At 34.5% G+C, this 17,358-nt stretch carries 12 protein-coding genes; 9 read left to right on the forward strand and 3 right to left on the reverse strand.

The window, feature by feature from the left end; translation table 11 throughout:
* Positions 1-49 precede the first annotated feature (49 nt).
* Both IW22_RS22755 and IW22_RS22760 read left to right on the forward strand, forming a co-directional pair.
* Positions 50-3,229 (forward strand): SusC/RagA family TonB-linked outer membrane protein, encoded by a 3,180-nt coding sequence (locus tag IW22_RS22755; RefSeq protein ID WP_081874017.1) that lies wholly within the window; start codon positions 50-52, stop codon positions 3,227-3,229.
* Positions 3,230-3,240: 11 nt separating this feature from the next.
* On the forward strand, positions 3,241-4,590 hold the full coding sequence (locus tag IW22_RS22760; protein WP_034731760.1) for a RagB/SusD family nutrient uptake outer membrane protein: 1,350 nt from the start codon (positions 3,241-3,243) through the stop codon (positions 4,588-4,590).
* A 61-nt stretch (positions 4,591-4,651) separates the two neighbouring features.
* Here the strand turns inward: IW22_RS22760 and IW22_RS22765 are convergent, their stop codons facing one another.
* Together IW22_RS22765 and IW22_RS22770 are read right to left on the reverse strand one after the other, a co-directional pair.
* Positions 4,652-4,966: a hypothetical protein gene (locus IW22_RS22765; protein ID WP_131401784.1), complete on the reverse strand. Its 315-nt coding sequence runs from the start codon at positions 4,964-4,966 to the stop codon at positions 4,652-4,654.
* A 279-nt stretch (positions 4,967-5,245) separates the two neighbouring features.
* A complete protein-coding gene (locus tag IW22_RS22770; protein ID WP_051891372.1) occupies positions 5,246-5,674 on the reverse strand; it encodes a MauE/DoxX family redox-associated membrane protein in 429 nt (142 codons plus the stop codon).
* A 375-nt stretch (positions 5,675-6,049) separates the two neighbouring features.
* On the opposite strand from IW22_RS22770, the gene IW22_RS22775 reads away from it, so the two are divergent.
* From IW22_RS22775 to IW22_RS24085, 5 genes are all read left to right on the forward strand, one after another.
* A complete protein-coding gene (locus IW22_RS22775) occupies positions 6,050-7,648 on the forward strand; it encodes a helix-turn-helix domain-containing protein (protein ID WP_165571920.1) in 1,599 nt (532 codons plus the stop codon).
* An 814-nt stretch (positions 7,649-8,462) separates the two neighbouring features.
* Positions 8,463-8,723, forward strand: coding sequence for a helix-turn-helix domain-containing protein (locus IW22_RS22785; RefSeq protein ID WP_034731777.1), 261 nt, complete (start codon positions 8,463-8,465; stop codon positions 8,721-8,723).
* A gap of 15 nt (positions 8,724-8,738) precedes the next feature.
* Positions 8,739-9,071, forward strand: a complete 333-nt coding sequence (locus IW22_RS22790; protein ID WP_228384094.1) for a hypothetical protein — start codon at positions 8,739-8,741, stop codon at positions 9,069-9,071.
* 174 nt (positions 9,072-9,245) lie between these two features.
* Positions 9,246-10,814 (forward strand): type I restriction-modification system subunit M, encoded by a 1,569-nt coding sequence (locus IW22_RS22795; protein ID WP_034731780.1) that lies wholly within the window; start codon positions 9,246-9,248, stop codon positions 10,812-10,814.
* A 58-nt stretch (positions 10,815-10,872) separates the two neighbouring features.
* Positions 10,873-12,024, forward strand: a complete 1,152-nt coding sequence (locus tag IW22_RS24085) for a restriction endonuclease subunit S (RefSeq protein ID WP_081874018.1) — start codon at positions 10,873-10,875, stop codon at positions 12,022-12,024.
* A gap of 37 nt (positions 12,025-12,061) precedes the next feature.
* On the opposite strand, the gene IW22_RS22810 is transcribed toward IW22_RS24085, so the two are convergent.
* Positions 12,062-13,297, reverse strand: coding sequence for a restriction endonuclease subunit S (locus IW22_RS22810; protein ID WP_034731782.1), 1,236 nt, complete (start codon positions 13,295-13,297; stop codon positions 12,062-12,064).
* A 118-nt stretch (positions 13,298-13,415) separates the two neighbouring features.
* Here IW22_RS22810 and IW22_RS22815 point away from each other — a divergent pair, with 118 nt between their 5' ends.
* Entirely contained in the window at positions 13,416-14,342 is a 927-nt protein-coding gene (locus IW22_RS22815; RefSeq protein ID WP_034731785.1) for a tyrosine-type recombinase/integrase, read from the forward strand.
* A gap of 106 nt (positions 14,343-14,448) precedes the next feature.
* The gene (locus IW22_RS22820) at positions 14,449-17,307 is read left to right on the forward strand and encodes a type I restriction endonuclease subunit R (RefSeq protein ID WP_034731791.1); all 2,859 of its coding nucleotides are present in this window, start codon (positions 14,449-14,451) and stop codon (positions 17,305-17,307) included.
* Positions 17,308-17,358: the final 51 nt, after the last annotated feature.

The following is a 17,358-nucleotide window of genomic DNA, read 5'->3' on the forward strand; positions in this document are numbered from 1 at the left end:
CCGTTCGAAAAACTATTGAATTTACATTAACGCAAAACTATCTCAAACTATGAAGAAATTATTAGTGCTTCCCGTCATATGCTATTGTGTGCCAGTTATGGCACAGCAAATGTTTACGGGAAGCGTTATCGACGAAACAACCCGATTACCTGTAAGAGGAGCAGCAATCGCCATACAGAACTCAAAAACCGTAACTACTACGGACAGATATGGAAACTTCAGTCTTAGTACCAATGACAAAAAAATCAATCTTGTTATCCTTGGTAAAGGTTATGAAGAACAGGTGATTGTTTTGGAACTTCCTTTGAAAGAACCATTAAAAATTAATTTATCCGAAAAGATAGCCCAAATTGATGAGGTAGTACTCACGACAGGTTATCAGAAAATCCCTAAAGAACGTTCCACAGGTTCTTTCTCTTCAGTAAGTAATTCAGCTCTGAACACACAGGTGTCCACCAATATCCTTGACCGTTTAGCTGCTACAGCCAATGGAATTGTTATCAATAAAGGAACATCCCAAGGAGGGTCACAAATTATGGTCAGAGGACTAAGCACCATTCAAGGACCTAAATCGCCTTTGATTGTAGTAGACAATTTTCCTTACGATGGTGATATCAGCAACATCGACCCCAACATTGTTGAAAGCATTACTGTTCTCAAAGATGCCGCCGCATCGAGTATCTGGGGAGCAAGGGCAGCCAACGGTGTGATTGTCATTACGACCAAAACGGCAAAGTACAACCAACCTGTGACGGTCAATTTCAACACTTATTTAATGACCAGCCCTAAGCCTGATTCCAATTATCTGAAAACAATGTCCAGTTCAGACTTTATCGATGTGGAACAGGAATTATTTAAGAAGAATTTTTATAACACAGATATTAATTCGACCAGCCATCCAGTATTATCTCCTGTAGTTGACTTACTGAACAAGGAAAAGAAAGGATTGCTTTCATCCGAATATGTACGAAATGAAATAGATCGTTTGAAGACCATTGACTCCCGTGACCAATATCGAAAATATATGTATCAGCCTTTGGAAAACAGACAGTATTCTTTAAGTATGGCGGGCGGAGCTCCTCAATTTTCTTGGACATCATCTTTGGGGTATGATGACAATACCGGAAATCTCGGAGAAAAATATGAACGTGTGAACCTACGCTTCCAGAATACCTGGCAACCGTTGAAAAACCTGACTTTGAACACCGGAATCTTCTTTACCCATTCCGCAACCCAAAGCGGTCGAAGTGCTTATGGAAGTATTATTATGAAAACTAATGCTGTTCCCTATATGGAGATGGCGGACACATTCGGAAACGCATTGGCAGTTTCAAAATCGTATGAGCAGGGATATAAATCAACATTAGGCAACGGAAAATTATTAGATTGGAATTATTATCCGCTTACCGATTGGCAGCATAATTCAGCCAAAAGCAAAAGCTCAGAGATCATTCTCAATGCAGGATTGAACTACAAAATATTAAAAGGATTGGATGTTGATATAAAATATCAGTACCAGAGAACCACAGGACTTTCCACTACGCTGTATGATGAGGAAAGTTACTTTGTAAGGGATTATGTGAACAGGTTCACAGTTATCAACAGTAATGGCAGTGTGACCTACAATGTTCCCAAAGGAGCGATAATAGATAAGACCAACTCGCAATTACTGATCAATAATTTCCGAGGACAGCTCAACTTTAATAGAGGTTTTGGCAAACATCAGATTTCAGCTATTTTGGGAAGCGAGGTAAGAGATGCAAATTCACAGTCGGGCAATAACCGTTATTATGGCTATGACCCCAACAACCTTTCGTTTGGAATGGTAGACCTCAGCAAGAGATTCCCGATTATTGCAGGAGGTACAGGATTTATCGATAATCTGAACTCTTTAAGGGAATCCACCAATCGTTTTGTATCGGTCTATGCGAATGCAGCCTACACATTTGACAATAGTTATACTATATCTGGAAGTGCCCGTCGTGATGCCAGCAATCTGTTTGGGCTGAAAACCAATGACCAATGGAATCCTTTCTGGTCAACAGGGATTTCGTGGAATCTAGCCAATGAAAAGTTTTATACTGTAAGCTGGCTTCCGAATCTGAAGCTAAGAGGTTCATACGGTTTCAATGGGAATATCAATCCTGCAATGGTTGCCGTAACCACGATGGCATTACTCGGTGTTTCAACATACACGCAGGAGCAGATGGCAAGATTTGACAATTACTACAATCCGCAGCTTCGTTGGGAAACGGTCAGAATGATCAATGCAGGATTGGATTTTGCAACCCGTACTAATAGGATCTCAGGTTCTGTGGAGTATTTCCAGAAAAAAGGAGAAAACCTTTTCGGGCAGGTTCCGCTGGATTATACCATCGGATTGAGCAGTCTTGTATGGAATGTTGCAGGAATTGAAGGAAAAGGCGTTGATGTGGAACTCAAGACCATCAATATCAATAAATCTTTCAGATGGCTCACCACTCTTAATTTAAGTACTTACAAAGATAAAGTGACGAAGTATTATCCGAGCAGTACCATTGCAAGGAACTTTGTAATTGCCTCTGTTCCGATATCCGGAATTGAAGGTTTACCTGTGTATTCGATGTTTGGATATCAATGGGCAGGACTAGATCCCCAGACAGGTGATCCAAGAGGTTATCTTAATGGAGAGATCAGTAAAGATTACGCCAAGATAATGGGAGCCGATGTTAAAGACCTGCAGTATTTTGGTTCTGCAATACCTACTGTTTATGGTTCTTTAACCAATACATTTGTTTACAAACAATTATGCCTTGATGTCGGAATTACCTATAAGATGGGTTATTATTTCAGAAAACCATCCATTAATTACACCAGCTTATTCAGGGAATGGAACGGTCACAGGGATTACGAACAAAGATGGCAGAAACCCGGTGATGAAGTTTTCACCAATGTTCCTTCCAACCAATACCAGACTAATTCCAACAGGGATGCCTTCTATGCAGGTTCGGCTGCATTGATTGAAAAAGGCGACCATATCCGTCTGCAGTACATCAATCTTGGATATGAGATCAGTAAAAGGCAATGGCGTGGTTTACCGCTTAAAAGTCTTCAGCTGTATACTAATGTCAGTAATCTCGGAATACTCTGGCAAGAGAGTAAAAGCGGGATCGACCCCGATTTTAATTTGGGAAACAACACCTTAAAACCTCCTATGACCTTTACATTAGGATTAAAAGCTAAATTTTAAAATTGATAGAAATGAGAAAAACTAAAATACTATTGATATCATTATCATTAATTCTGACCTCGTTTGGATGCAGTGATTTTTTAGACGAAAAGTCTGACCTGAAGCTGGCGACTCCCGATAGATTGGAAGACAACCAGATCCTTCTCAATAATTATGGTTTCCTTAATGTGGATTTTGCTTCGAGTGGAGAAACGAGTTCGGATGACTATTATCTTACGGATGCCGATTACAACGGTTTGAGCTTTGAGGCGACAAAACGTCTTCATATATGGATGCCGGATAATGTGGCGAGTCCCATTTCATCAGGAAATGACTGGTCTACCTGCTACAGAAGTATTTATATCTGTAATGCCGTTTTATTCAATATGCAGGATAAAAACTTCACAGGCGAGCAGGCAGATAATATCAGAGGTCAAGCGTTGGCGCTTCGTGCATTCAGATATCTGGATGCTGCACAAATCTGGTGTCCCGCTTATAATCCTCAAACTGCGGGAATAGATTTGGGGCTTCCGTTAAGATTAGACCCTGATATGAATATCCCATCGGTACGCTCAACAGTCAAGCAGACCTATGACCAGATCATCAGTGACCTGCAAACTGCAATACCGCTACTTTTGCCTAAACAGATTTCCGGAATGAGGATATCGAGAGCAGCAGCTTACGGTCTATTGGCTCGTACCTATCTATTTATGGGAGATTATAATAATGCGCTTCAGAATACTCTGCAGGCATTAAGTATCAATAATGACCTGATGGATTTTAATACCCTCAATCCCAATGCTGATTATCCCATTGAGGAAATGAATAAAGAAATTCTTTTATGGACAGCTCTAACATATGAATCTCATTTGATGCCCGCAAAGATTCCTGACCACATTTACCAGATGTATGATAACAATGATTTACGAAAAACAATATTTTTTAGAAAAAATACGGTTAATGAAGTTTTATTCAAGGGCTATTACAATAATGTCAATGGACCGATTGTAAGTGTTGCAACCGATGAACTTTATTTGATAGCTGCCGAGTGTAATGTTAGACTGAACAAGATTCAGGAAGGTATGGGTTATCTCAATAACCTGCTTGTCAAAAGATGGAAAACAGGAACTTATATCCCACTGACTGCCAATTCACAGGCAGAGGCTTTGAATATTATTTTAAAAGAAAGAAGAAAAGAACTCTTGATTCGAGGACTAAGATGGTCTGATCTAAAAAGGTACAATCGTGATGGTGCGAATATTACGCTTACCAGAACTGTTAATGGGCAAACCTACACTTTGCCACCTAATGATCTGAGATATGCCATCGCTATTCCCGAAGATATTATTACGCTTACAGAAATGCCACAGAATCCAAGATAAAAAATAATAGGGTTGGCAAATTATTGCCAACCCTACTTTTAAATCCTGATTGAAAGGACTATTACTGTCTTCTCTCACTCGGATGAATAGCAAGAACTTGAGAGTTAGTCATTCCTCCGATCACATCAACCAGATCCTGCCCTTCCGGAACTGTGATTGTACAAGGTTTATTTCCTGTGGTCAGACAAGATGCACCTGCTCCTACTGCCCAGTTAGACTCTTGAGAGAAAGCACCTGCAGAAGTGTCTGTACTATTGTAATAGAACTGTTGGTCAGCTGTCTTTTTTTCGACGATTTTAAATGACATCACTGAGCCCGTAAACATAACAGCTGCAATAGCAACTGCATTGATTTTCAAAAATTGATTGAATTTCATTTTATTGGTCTTTTTATACATCAAAAAAGATTACCATAAAAACTTTTAGAATCTGCCTGAGAAGTACGATTGAAAAGGTAAAATAATTAGCTATACCCATAGATTCACGAATCTTGTCGTACCAAATACCCTATTCTACATATTCTCAAACAAATTGTTGTTAATAAATTCATTTTAGAGTTTCGGATTGTTAGACAGCTTTCGACCGTCTAATTCTAAGGTTAAACTTTAATATCAAATTCCAATCATAATCGTCCGTAAGTAACTACGGTAACATTCTTATCTAGCAGGCCTGCTGTATTTTATATTCATTACTAAATCTATTGCAGCGAGTAGGACGCATCCTATATTAAAAATCAGGTGCTGATTCCAGCTCATTTTCTCTAAAATTCCTCCGCAGGAACAAGGAAGCTTTTCGGTTGTACTTAATATTAGTGCAATATATCCTGTGAAGACGAGCATCAAAATGAAACTTCCTATCATTCCTACATTTCTGGTCTTCCGATAACACAATAATCCTGCAATGATCAATTCCAGAATAATGATTGCAAAAGGTATGAATCCGGCGTATGCACTTAATAAAGGTGATTCCGAAATCTGAATCTGAAAATTTTCAAAATCCATTATTTTACTGATGCTGGCATAACAAAACAACAGTATAAAGAAATAGCTGATGAATTCTACGACTCTTGTTTTGACTTTTTTCATAATATTTTATGATTTATTTAAAATTGATTTGCTGATTGATTCACTTGGAATTCTGAAGTCTAAATTACACTGACTGTGAGGTTGAGAAAAACAATAGTGGGAAAGAAATATGTTTTCTACGTAATGAAATATACATCCTTCCCACTATATTTATTTTTAACTAATTGAAAATTAATCATTTATAAGGCTAGTGGAAATAGAACCGAACTCGAAGCTTGTTCAAGTACATTTTGTAATAGATTTTTCCGGTAAATTTGAATATATCATAATGTTATGCATTATCATCATAAGATTTCATTTCTGATTTTTAATTTGTTCTTCTTTTTTCTTAACGCCCAGGAATTACAAAGTTTATCATACAAGACGATTTCAGACTTGTATGAAAACTATCCTGAAAACGATTCAAGGGCAATGGTTTTTGTAAATAAGTATATAGGAAAAGCAAAAAAAGAAAATAATTGGAAAAAGCAGATTATAGGTTATGAAGATGCCATATACTACACCGAAGACATAAACCGCAAATTGTCTTATGCAGATAGTGCTATTGTGGGAGCATTCAAATCTGGTGACCGTGATATCATTTCAAGGGCATACCTCGGAAAAGGCATTATCTACTATTATAACAAGAGACAATATAAGTATGCTTTGGAGCAATACCTTAAGGCGTATCAATTCTCTCGGAATTCAAGCAACGATTATCTAATAAATAAAATAGACTATCATCTTGGGATGGTAAAAAGTTATCTGGGCTACTACGAAGAAGCTGCAGTTCACTTTAGAAATACTACGAAATATTTTGAGGAACATATGAAAGAAAACCTTCACCCAAACATAAGGTTGAATAATGAGGCGGGTTATTTTAATAGTATTTACCGCCTGAGTACTTGTTATGAAAATCTTCTTTTATACAACAAGGAAGATTCATTGATTAGTATCGGGTTAAAAAAATTGAAAAACATCAATGAGCATTTACTTGAATATGGTTACTTTCAAAAAGGGAAAGGTGTACAACTTTTAAGAAAAGGGAACACCGATGAAGCACTTAAACATTTGGAACTTTCACGCGATATTTTGGTCAATAATCAGGATTATAACTCATTAACCGCTGTTTATTTTTACTTAGGGAAACTATATTGGCTCAAAGGAAACAGAGTAGAATCACTGGTTTATCTGAATAAAGTGGACTCTATGATTAACAAGGTTCAATTTACTACTCCCGAGATCCGGTCAAGTTATAAGTACCTCATTACGGATGCAACAGAGAACGGTAGTTTGGGTAAGCGACTGTATTATAGTGACCAGTTTTTACTAACGAATTCAACCTTGAATGTTGATTTTGCAATGTTGTCTTCAAAAATCCACGAAGAATATGATACGGAAAGATTACTAGAAGAAAAACAAATATGGGAGAATAAACTGCATAATGATTTTTACTTTCTAATTGCTACGCCAGTTGTGATTTTTCTTCTATTTTTTTTAGTAATCAGACTGCGTAATAGAGAAATTAAATTTCCTGGAAAATTTATTAAACTATTGAAAAAGTTCAGGAAGTATTATTCTTTTCTAATTGCAAACAAAAAAACTTCTGAAAAGAAAAAAACACACAGTCCCGAAATCATTGAAGATATTAAAGAAAAACTCAAAAAGTTTGAAGAAGACAAACGATTTCTTGACAAAAACCTGACCTTACCAATGGTTGCAAAAATGTTTGGAAGAACACACTCCCAACTATCTTATGTACTGAATGAACATCTGAATGTTTCTTTCACGCAGTATCTAAAGGTTTTACGAATCGGATATATTACCAATCTTCTTGTGGAAAATAAAATGTATCTGCAGTACAAAGTTGAAAACCTGGCTCAGGAATGTGGAATGTCTAGCCGACAATTATTCTCAACCCATTTTTTCGAAATTAACGGAATAAGACCTATAGATTTTATAAAGAATAGAATGAAGGAAATCGATGAGAATTGATTTCTATATAAATGCAGTGTTACTCTTTTGGATGTCCCAAAGTACATTCTGCAATATGAAAAAACCAGTGCATTTATTGAAATATGGAAAACTCATCCCGGCTTTTCCCACGGAGTTTCCCACATTCCAACAAAGTTTTCACAACAACAGCAGACCTTTTAAAAATTCATAGATGTGTAAAATAGATATGGGTATTCAATCAACCTGCGTAAAAAAGATACAGGTTCTTAGCTGACCTGTGTAAAAAAGATATAGGTTGGTATTTTTCCTGTACAATAGCAACCTGAGTAAAAGAGATACAGGTATTCGATTGACCTGCGTAAATTAGACACAGGTTCTTGGCTGACGTGTGTAAAATAATACAAGGTCAACCTGCGTAAAAAGAGGCTAGGTGTTATTTTCATCATTTGTCATCTTCCAAAACAGATTTATAAAAAATAGATGTTGGTTTTCAGTTAATTACATAATAATTATGATTCTATTTTTCTGTTTTAGTGCTCTGAAATAACATTCGTTGATTTTAGCGGCAAGATGTGTCTTTGTATATACAAACTTTTCAAGTTTTATATCCAAAGACGCTCTTGCCTTTTTTGCAAAAAGGGAAAAAAACTGCGGAACTTGTTTTTTGTTTTTCTTAAAATTGGTTTAAAGATTCCAAATCATTCTTATTTATTCTTTTTTAATCTCCACCTATTTCCAAATTATTCCAGATTGTTCTTATTCAATCCAACTCCCTTTAACACTCTTGTTTTAACGATTTTGATGTTCCAATTTTGCAAAAGAAATTTTAATCAAAAACAAAAATGAAGAAATTATGAGAGTAAACCTTGTTACCAAAGAAGACCTTCAGGAGTTCAAAACCGAATTGCTTGAAGACATTAAAAATCTTTTTAATATCAAAATTTCAGAGCAGAAATTATGGCTGCGTTCATCAGAGGTCAAAGAACTTCTGAAAATTTCTACCGGAACATTACAAAATCTTCGTGTCAGTGGAACTTTATCCTACACTCGTGTTGGAGGCACAATATATTACAATTACAAAGACATCGAGAAAATGTTAAATGGCAAAGGATAATTTATTAGTAACAAAATGAATTACATAAAACATCTCACAGGTTTCTATGAAAAGGTGGCTCAAGATAGTACACTTAATCCCACACACATCAGCCTCTACTTAGCATTATTCCAATTCTGGAATTTCAACCGTTTCCGAAATCCGGTCAGTATTTCACGGGATGAAGTGATGCGAATCAGTAAAATACACTCAAAAGCCACCTATCACAAATGCCTTAAGAATCTTCATTCTTCGGGCTATATTGATTATCAACCGTCTTATAATCCATTCAAAGGAAGTCAGGTTTTTATGCTTGATTTTGCGGGGGAATTGAAGCCCACTCCTAAGCAAATAAGAATCAAAAATTAAATTTCTTCTGAATTTCCCAAGTGCTAGTTAATAGCAGACGTTATTTGGCGACATTTTATGGACTTATGCATTATGACAATTATTTTTCAATATCAATTTTATTATTTTTAGCTATTTTAGCATTGTATGCATCTAACATTTTTTATCTTTGAGGATTAACATTAATGATACTAAATGTCAGAAGAACAAAGACGTCAGTTGCAACAGCAACTTTGGAATATAGCCAATACTTTAAGAGGGAAAATGGACGCCGACGAATTTCGGGATTATATTTTAGGATTTATTTTCTATAAATATCTGTCCGAAAAGATTCATTTTACAGCCAATAAAATTTTATTAGATTCAGGAGAAGACATCGACTATAATGACGTTGATGAAAATACTGAAGAAGGAAAAGAAATCGTTCAGGCAATTTATGAAGAGGTTGTTGAAGATTTAGGATATTTCTTAAAACCATCAGAACTTTTCAGTAATATTGCTAAAAAAGGTCATCAAAAAGAGGAAGGTAAATCAAATTTTATCCTTGCAGAACTTTCAAAGATTCTTACTAATATTGAGCAGTCCACTTTAGGTACTGATAGTGAAGACGATTTTGACAATCTTTTTGAAGATTTGGATTTAACATCTTCCAAATTAGGAAAAACTGAAGACGAGAAAAATACTCTTATTTCCAAAGTGTTGTATCATCTGGATGATATTGATTTCAATCTTTCTGATACCAATGCCGATGTTTTAGGCGACGCTTATGAATATCTCATTTCACAATTTGCCAGTGGTGCAGGTAAGAAAGCAGGCGAATTCTACACACCTCAACAAGTTTCTACCATTTTGGCTAGAATCGTTACCAGCAGAAAATCCCAGTTGAAATCCGTTTATGATCCGACTTGCGGAAGTGGTTCTTTGCTCCTTCGTGTTGCCCGTGAAGCAAAAGTAAGTGATTTCTATGGTCAGGAAATGAACCGAACCACTTATAACTTGGCGCGAATGAATATGATTCTACACGGTGTCAATTACAGTAATTTCGATATCAAGCAGGAAGATACGCTTGAAAAACCTCAACACCTTGATAAAACGTTTGATGCTATTGTTGCCAATCCGCCCTTTTCTGCGAATTGGAGTAGCAATGAACTTTTATTGTTAGATGAGCGTTTCTCACAATATGGAAAATTAGCTCCGGCTTCCAAAGCTGATTTTGCTTTTATCCAGCATATGATTCATCATTTGGATGAGAACGGAATTATGGCAGTTGTAATGCCTCACGGAGTTTTGTTCCGTGGTGCAGCGGAATTGGTTATTCGTAAATATCTTATTAAAGAGAAAAATTATCTGGATGCTGTAATCGGTTTACCTGCCAATATTTTCTTTGGTACCAGCATTCCTACTTGTATATTGGTTTTCAAGAAATGCCGAGAGCAAGATGAAGATGTTCTGTTCGTGGATGCCAGCAAAGAATTTGAAAAGCAAAAAAATCAAAATATCTTGCTTCCAAAACATATCAATAAAATTGTTGATATGTACCAAGAAAGAAAAACGGAAGATAAATTCTCTCATCTCGCTACTTTGCAGGAGATTGCCGAAAATGATTACAACCTGAATATCCCTCGTTATGTAGATACTTTTGAGGAAGAAGAAGAAATTGACATCCAAGCGGTAATGGCAGAAATCAAAGTTTTGGAAGCCAAACGTGTCGAACTCGATAGTGAAATTGAAGTTTATTTAAAAGAATTAGGATTAGTAAGTTAAATTTTTTTTGACTTTAGAATATCCTTAATTTTTATAGCAGTAACAATAAATTATCAAGATGACAGAAAAAAATAAAAGTATCAGAAATTTTCCAACTTTGCGATTTCCAGAGTTTAAAGAAGAGTGGGAAAGGAAGAAGTTGGGGGGAATTGCTAAATTTTCAAAAGGAAAAGGAATTTCAAAAATTGACATTGATGAAAATGGAGAAACAGAATGTGTCAGATATGGAGAACTATATACTCATTACGGAGAAGTTATCACGGATATAAAATCAAAAACAAATATTGACAAATCAAGTTTGGTACTCAGTGAGGGAAATGATGTAATTATTCCCGCTTCTGGAGAAACTCAAATAGATATTGCAACAGCATCTTGCGTATTGAAATCTGGTGTTGCTCTAGGTGGAGATTTGAATATTATAAAAACCTCAAATGACGGGGTATTTCTTTCATATTATTTGAACAGTAAAAAGAAAATGGATATAGCGAGACTATCGCAAGGAATTTCTGTTGTTCACCTATATTCAAGCCAATTAGCTTTATTGACGTTAAATCTACCTAAATTAGATGAACAAAGAAAAATTGCTTCTTTTTTGTCCCTTTTAGATGAGAGAATAAGATTATCAATGAAAATAATTGAGGTTTTAAGAACACTAAAGATTGAAACACGCAAAAGGCTGATTACCAAAATTATTAAAGATGAGTATGAACCTTTATTGATCAAAGAAATTTTAAATTATGAACAGCCAACAAAATATATCGTTACAAGTACAGATTATTCATCTGATAAGACATTAATTCCTGTTTTAACTGCAAATAAAGCCTTTGTTTTGGGATATACTGATGAAAATTTTGGAATTTACGATAAAGGGAATTGTATAATTTTAGACGATTTTACAATGGATTTGAAATATGTAGACTTTTCATTTAAGGTAAAATCTTCTGCAATTAAACTTTTGACAGCAAAAGAAGGAGTTAATTTGAAATATGTTTTTGAATATTTTTCTTTTCTAAATTTTTCATCTAGCGAACATAAACGACATTATATTTCTGAAATCGAACAAATTTCTATTATTTTACCACCTTTAGAAATACAAAATAAAATAGCGAACTATTTTTCAAAAATTGATGAAAAACTAAAGACTGAAAGGGATATTTACGATTTACTTGTTCAACAAAAAACGTATTTGCTTGCCAATTTATTCGTCTAAAACGTAGCCTGTCAAGGTTCAAACCTTGACAGGCTGGTTAAATAAAAAGATTTGCCAAAAGGTATTTCTTTTGAGTTTCGTATTGAGCTAAAATTTTCTTTTCTGTTTCGATTTTCTTTTCAATTAAAGAAAAAAAATCTCCTATAACTTTTTGTTCTGACAAGGTTGGGAGAACAATTTCAACATTAGAAAACGACTTAACTGATATTGTAAATCTTGTACTTCCTGTCGCAAATTTTGATAACTGGCTTAAAACGATTGGAACATTACAGAAGTAATTAGAATACAATATGTTAATTTCAATCTTTGGTCTAAAACGCATCAAATGATAACTAAACACAGCATTTTCAAGATTTTCAGAAATAACGACAGAATGACCAATATCATCAGGTGTTTCTGATGATGGAGTAAAAAGAATATCTCCTTTTCTTAGATTGCAACTAATAATTTGCTGTTCTTTTGCAGTTACTTTTTGAAATGATTTTATTGTATTAGAGTTTATATCTTCGTGTCTATAAACGTTCATATAATTCACTAAATAAACCTCATTTTCGTTTTCTCTCGAAAGCTTATCAATACTACTTGTTTGAAAACTTCCAATTTCGCCGAGTTTTAATTTTTTCCAATCAGGGAAATCATATCCTTGCTCATCTTTAAATCTTAATTTTTGAGAAAAAATATTTACACGGCTTACCCTCATTGAGGTTTCTAATTTCTCAATTATTTTCCTTTGGGTTGAAATTCTATTATCTATAAGAGATAAAAAGCCAGCTATCATATCTTGCTCGATAAGTGAAGGAAAATATAAAACTATTGAGCTCAGGATCTCTTGTCCAACATTAAATCTTGTACTTCCTCCGGATTTTGATGTAATACTATCTCTCGCAGAACTAGTTTTTAAAAGTTTGTTAAAAAAAATGGGATTATAATTACCAATCTTTTTTCCCCTAATTACAAATCCACCGAATGTTGCATTATTTTCTTTATCAAGATAAACATTTGCTGTTCCCACTTCTTCCCTTGTTTCTGAACTTCTTTGAAAAAGTACATCTCCATATTGAACAGAAAATTTTTCTATTATATTTTTATCAACATCAACTTTTCCAACAATATTTTCATAGATAATAAAGTCATTATTTAAAATATCTAAAACATTAATAAACTTAACTCCTTTTCCATATTGTTCTTTTGATGCATTAATTCCATTCTTAAATTCTAATAAATTCCCTAATTTATTTGGTTTCCACTCTTCTTTAAACTCTGGAAATCGCAAAGTTGGAAACCTAAAGATTAATGATTTCCAATCTTAAATTTTACAGAGTTTTCTTCTCAAATCCTTTATTCATACCTTTTTTGATTTTTAATAATAATTTAAAATCAAAAAGAAAATTATGACGACACAAAAAACATTTGCTCAAATCGTGGAATTATGGAAAAAAGACAAACAACTTTATGTGAAAAAATCAAGTTTTTCGGCTTATGTGCTTTTGCTGGAGAACCATTTGTTACCCAAATTTGCTGAAGTAAGTAGCATAGAAGAAGAGGAAGTTCAGCAATTTGTTTTTCAAAAATTGGAACAGGGATTGAGCCAGAAAAGCATCAAAGATGTTCTTATCGTTTTGAAAATGGTAATGAAATTTGGGGCAAAGTATAAGTGGATTCAATACACACCATTTGACATCCAATATCCAACAGTTCGGGAAAATCAGAGTATTGAAGTTCTGACCAGAACCCATCAGAAAAAAGTAATGAATTATATTCAGGAGCATTTTACATTCCGGAATCTTGGGGTTTATATTTGTCTTTGTTCGGGAATGAGAATTGGAGAAATCTGCGCACTCACTTGGGAAGATATTGATACGGATAACGGGATTATCAACATCAAAAAAACCATTCAGCGAATCTACATTATCGAAGATGGAAAACGCAGAACAGAATTGCTTCTCGATACACCAAAAACCAAGAACTCAATTCGAGAAGTTCCAATGAGCAGAGACCTTTTGCGAATGTTGAAGCCCTTTAAAAAAATTGTGAATCCTTTATTTTTTGTTCTAACAAATGATGCCAAACCAACTGAGCCAAGAACTTACCGGAGCTATTATAAAAATCTGATGAAACAACTGGAAATCCCGGAAATTAAATTCCACGGATTGCGTCATAGTTTTGCAACCCGATGTATTGAAAGCAAATGTGATTATAAAACTGTGAGTGTCCTGCTGGGTCATTCCAATATCAGTACAACATTGAATCTTTATGTCCATCCAAATCTAGAACAGAAGAAAAAAGCAATAGATCAAATGTTTAAAGCACTTAAATAGTTTTAGTTATGATATTTTTTGTTAGATTTGATAAAACTATTAACAACATTGTCAGAGTTTCAAACTCTGACAATGTTTTTTTAACCATAAAACTCGTAAACGCAAAATGTCCAGCCAGCCCGAATATATTCTTGAACAGAAATTAGTAGAACAATTACAGCAGTTAGGTCATAAGCCAGTCAGGATTTGCAATGAAGCAGATTTGATTATCAACCTAAAAACTCAGCTCGAAATTCATAATAAAAAACAATTTTCTAATAAAGAATTTGAGAAGATTCTAAATCATCTTGCCAAAGGAAATGTTTTTGAAAAAGCTAAAATATTGCGTGACCGATTTCAGTTTACCAGAGATGACGGGAATTCGGAATGGATTGAATTCATCAATCAGGAAAGCTGGTGTCAGAATCAATTCCAGGTCACAAATCAAATTGCTCAGGAAGGAGATTATAAAAACCGTTACGATGTCACGATTCTTGTCAACGGTTTACCTTTGGTTCAGATAGAGCTCAAACGCCGTGGTTTGGAAATGAAAGAGGCTTTCAATCAAATCAACCGTTATCATCATCAGTCATTTAATTCGGGAAAAGGTTTATTCAACTACGTTCAGTTGTTTGTCATTAGTAACGGGGTCAATACAAAGTATTATTCCAATAACGCCAAGCAGAGTTTTAAACAAACTTTCTTCTGGTTAGACGAGCACAATAATAATATCACACAACTTGAAGATTTTGCACAGGCATTTTTAGAGCCTTGTCACATTGCCAAGATGATTACGAAATATATCGTGCTTAATCAAACGTATAAAATTTTAATGGTTCTTCGACCGTACCAATATTATGCGGTAGAAAAAATCGTTGACAGAGTAAGGAATACCGATAATAACGGATTTATCTGGCATACAACGGGTTCGGGTAAAACATTGACTTCTTTCAAGGCAAGTCAGATTCTCAAAGAAATTCCTAAAGTTGAAAAGGTTGTTTTTGTGGTGGATAGGAAAGATTTGGATTATCAAACGCAAAAAGAATTTGATGCTTTTGAAAAAGACAGCGTAGATGCTACAGAAAATACGGCACATCTTGTAAAGCAACTTTCTGACAATACAAAACTCATTGTAACAACTTTACAAAAGCTGAATACCGCAATTACCAAAGAAAAGCACGGTAGAAAAATAGACCGTTTAAAAGACAAAAAAGTTGTATTCATTTTTGATGAATGCCATAGAAGTCAGTTCGGAGAAACGCATCAAAATATTAAGAAATATTTCCAAAAAGCGCAAATGATTGGCTTTACCGGAACGCCAATTTCGGAAGTGAATTCAGTTGGTAAAATAGATGGAATTGCTGCAACGACCAATATGCTTTTCAAAGAATGTCTGCATAAATACGTGATTACAGATGCTATCAGAGATGAAAATGTTCTAAAATTCTCAGTCGAATACGTTGGCAGATACAAAGAAAAAGAAGGTAGTAATACTTACATAGATATGGAAGTTGAAGCTATTGATACTCAAGAGTTATTAGCAAGTCCAAAGCGTCTGGAGAAAATCGTGGATTACATTATAACGGAACACGATAGAAAAACCCATCAGAAAACATTCAATGCTATGTTCTGTGTGAGTAGCATAGATGTTTTGCAGAAATATTATGACCTCTTTCAAAAGAAAAAAGAAGAGGGAAAACACAATTTGAAAATTGCAACCATCTTCAGTTATGGAACTAATGAAGAAAATAATGATGCAGACGGAAATTATCAGGAAGAAGATGTTTTGTCAATGGTTGCGGAGCCACCTGCAAAATATGGTGATTCACATAGCAGGACTGTTTTAGATCGATATATTGGTCATTATAATGAAATGTTTGGGATGAACTTTTCTACTAAAGATAGCCAGACTTTTTATAATTATTACAATGACATTGCAAAAAGAGTCAGAAACAAAGAAGTTGATTTGATTATTGTGGTCAATATGTTTTTGACAGGATTTGACAGTCCGCAATTGAATACTTTATTTGTAGATAAAAACCTGAAATATCACGGATTGATTCAGGCGTTTTCAAGAACTAATAGAATTATCGGAGAGAAGAAGTCGCAGGGAAATATTGTTTGTTTCCGCAATTTAAAATCTGCTACAGATGATGCTGTTACTTTATTTTCTAATAAAGAAGCTATACAGGAAATTATCATTCAACCCATTGAAGATTACATTGAACTTTTCAAAAATTCTTTAGAAAAATTAAAGTTGGTTGCGCCAGAAATTCAAAGTGTAGACACTTATCAAACCGAGCAGGAAAAATTTGAATTCGTTACAGCATTCCGAGAATTGATGCGTATTCTAAATGTTTTAAAATCCTTTACAGATTTTAGTTTTGAGCAATTAGAGATGACAGAATTTGAATTTGATGGATATAAAAGTAAATATCTTGATATCTGGACTGCAACACATCCCAAAATTTCAGGAGACGGAAAAGTCAGCATTTTAGATGATGTTGATTTTGAATTAGAGCTCATCCACCGTGATGAAATCAATGTGAGCTATATACTTTCACTATTAGCAAATATTGCAGATATAAAAGGAATTAAACGAGAAGCGAAAATAAAAGAAATTCGTGAAATCCTATCCGGCGACGCCCAATTAAGAAGCAAAAAAGAATTAATTGAAAAATTCATAGACGAGAACTTGCCACATATTCCGGACGGCGATGCTGTAAGTGATGAATTTGATAATTTCTGGAACAAAGAAAGAACTGATGCTTTTGAGAAAATTGCAGAAGAAGAATCCCTTAATAAAGAGAAATTCCAGGAAACTATTGACAGCTTTCTTTTCACTTCTAAAATACCTAAAATGAGCGATGCTCTAAAACTTTTAGAAATAAAACCAAAACTTACGGAACGAAATAATATTGGAAAAAGAATTATCCAAAAAGTTCAGGATTTTGTGGATGTGTTTATTGATGGAGTGGCTTCGTAATCTTATTACGGTTTTCCGTAATTTATAAACTTGTTAAATTAAGAACGAATT

This window comes from Chryseobacterium sp. JM1 (assembly GCF_000737715.1).
Taxonomy (GTDB): domain Bacteria; phylum Bacteroidota; class Bacteroidia; order Flavobacteriales; family Weeksellaceae; genus Chryseobacterium.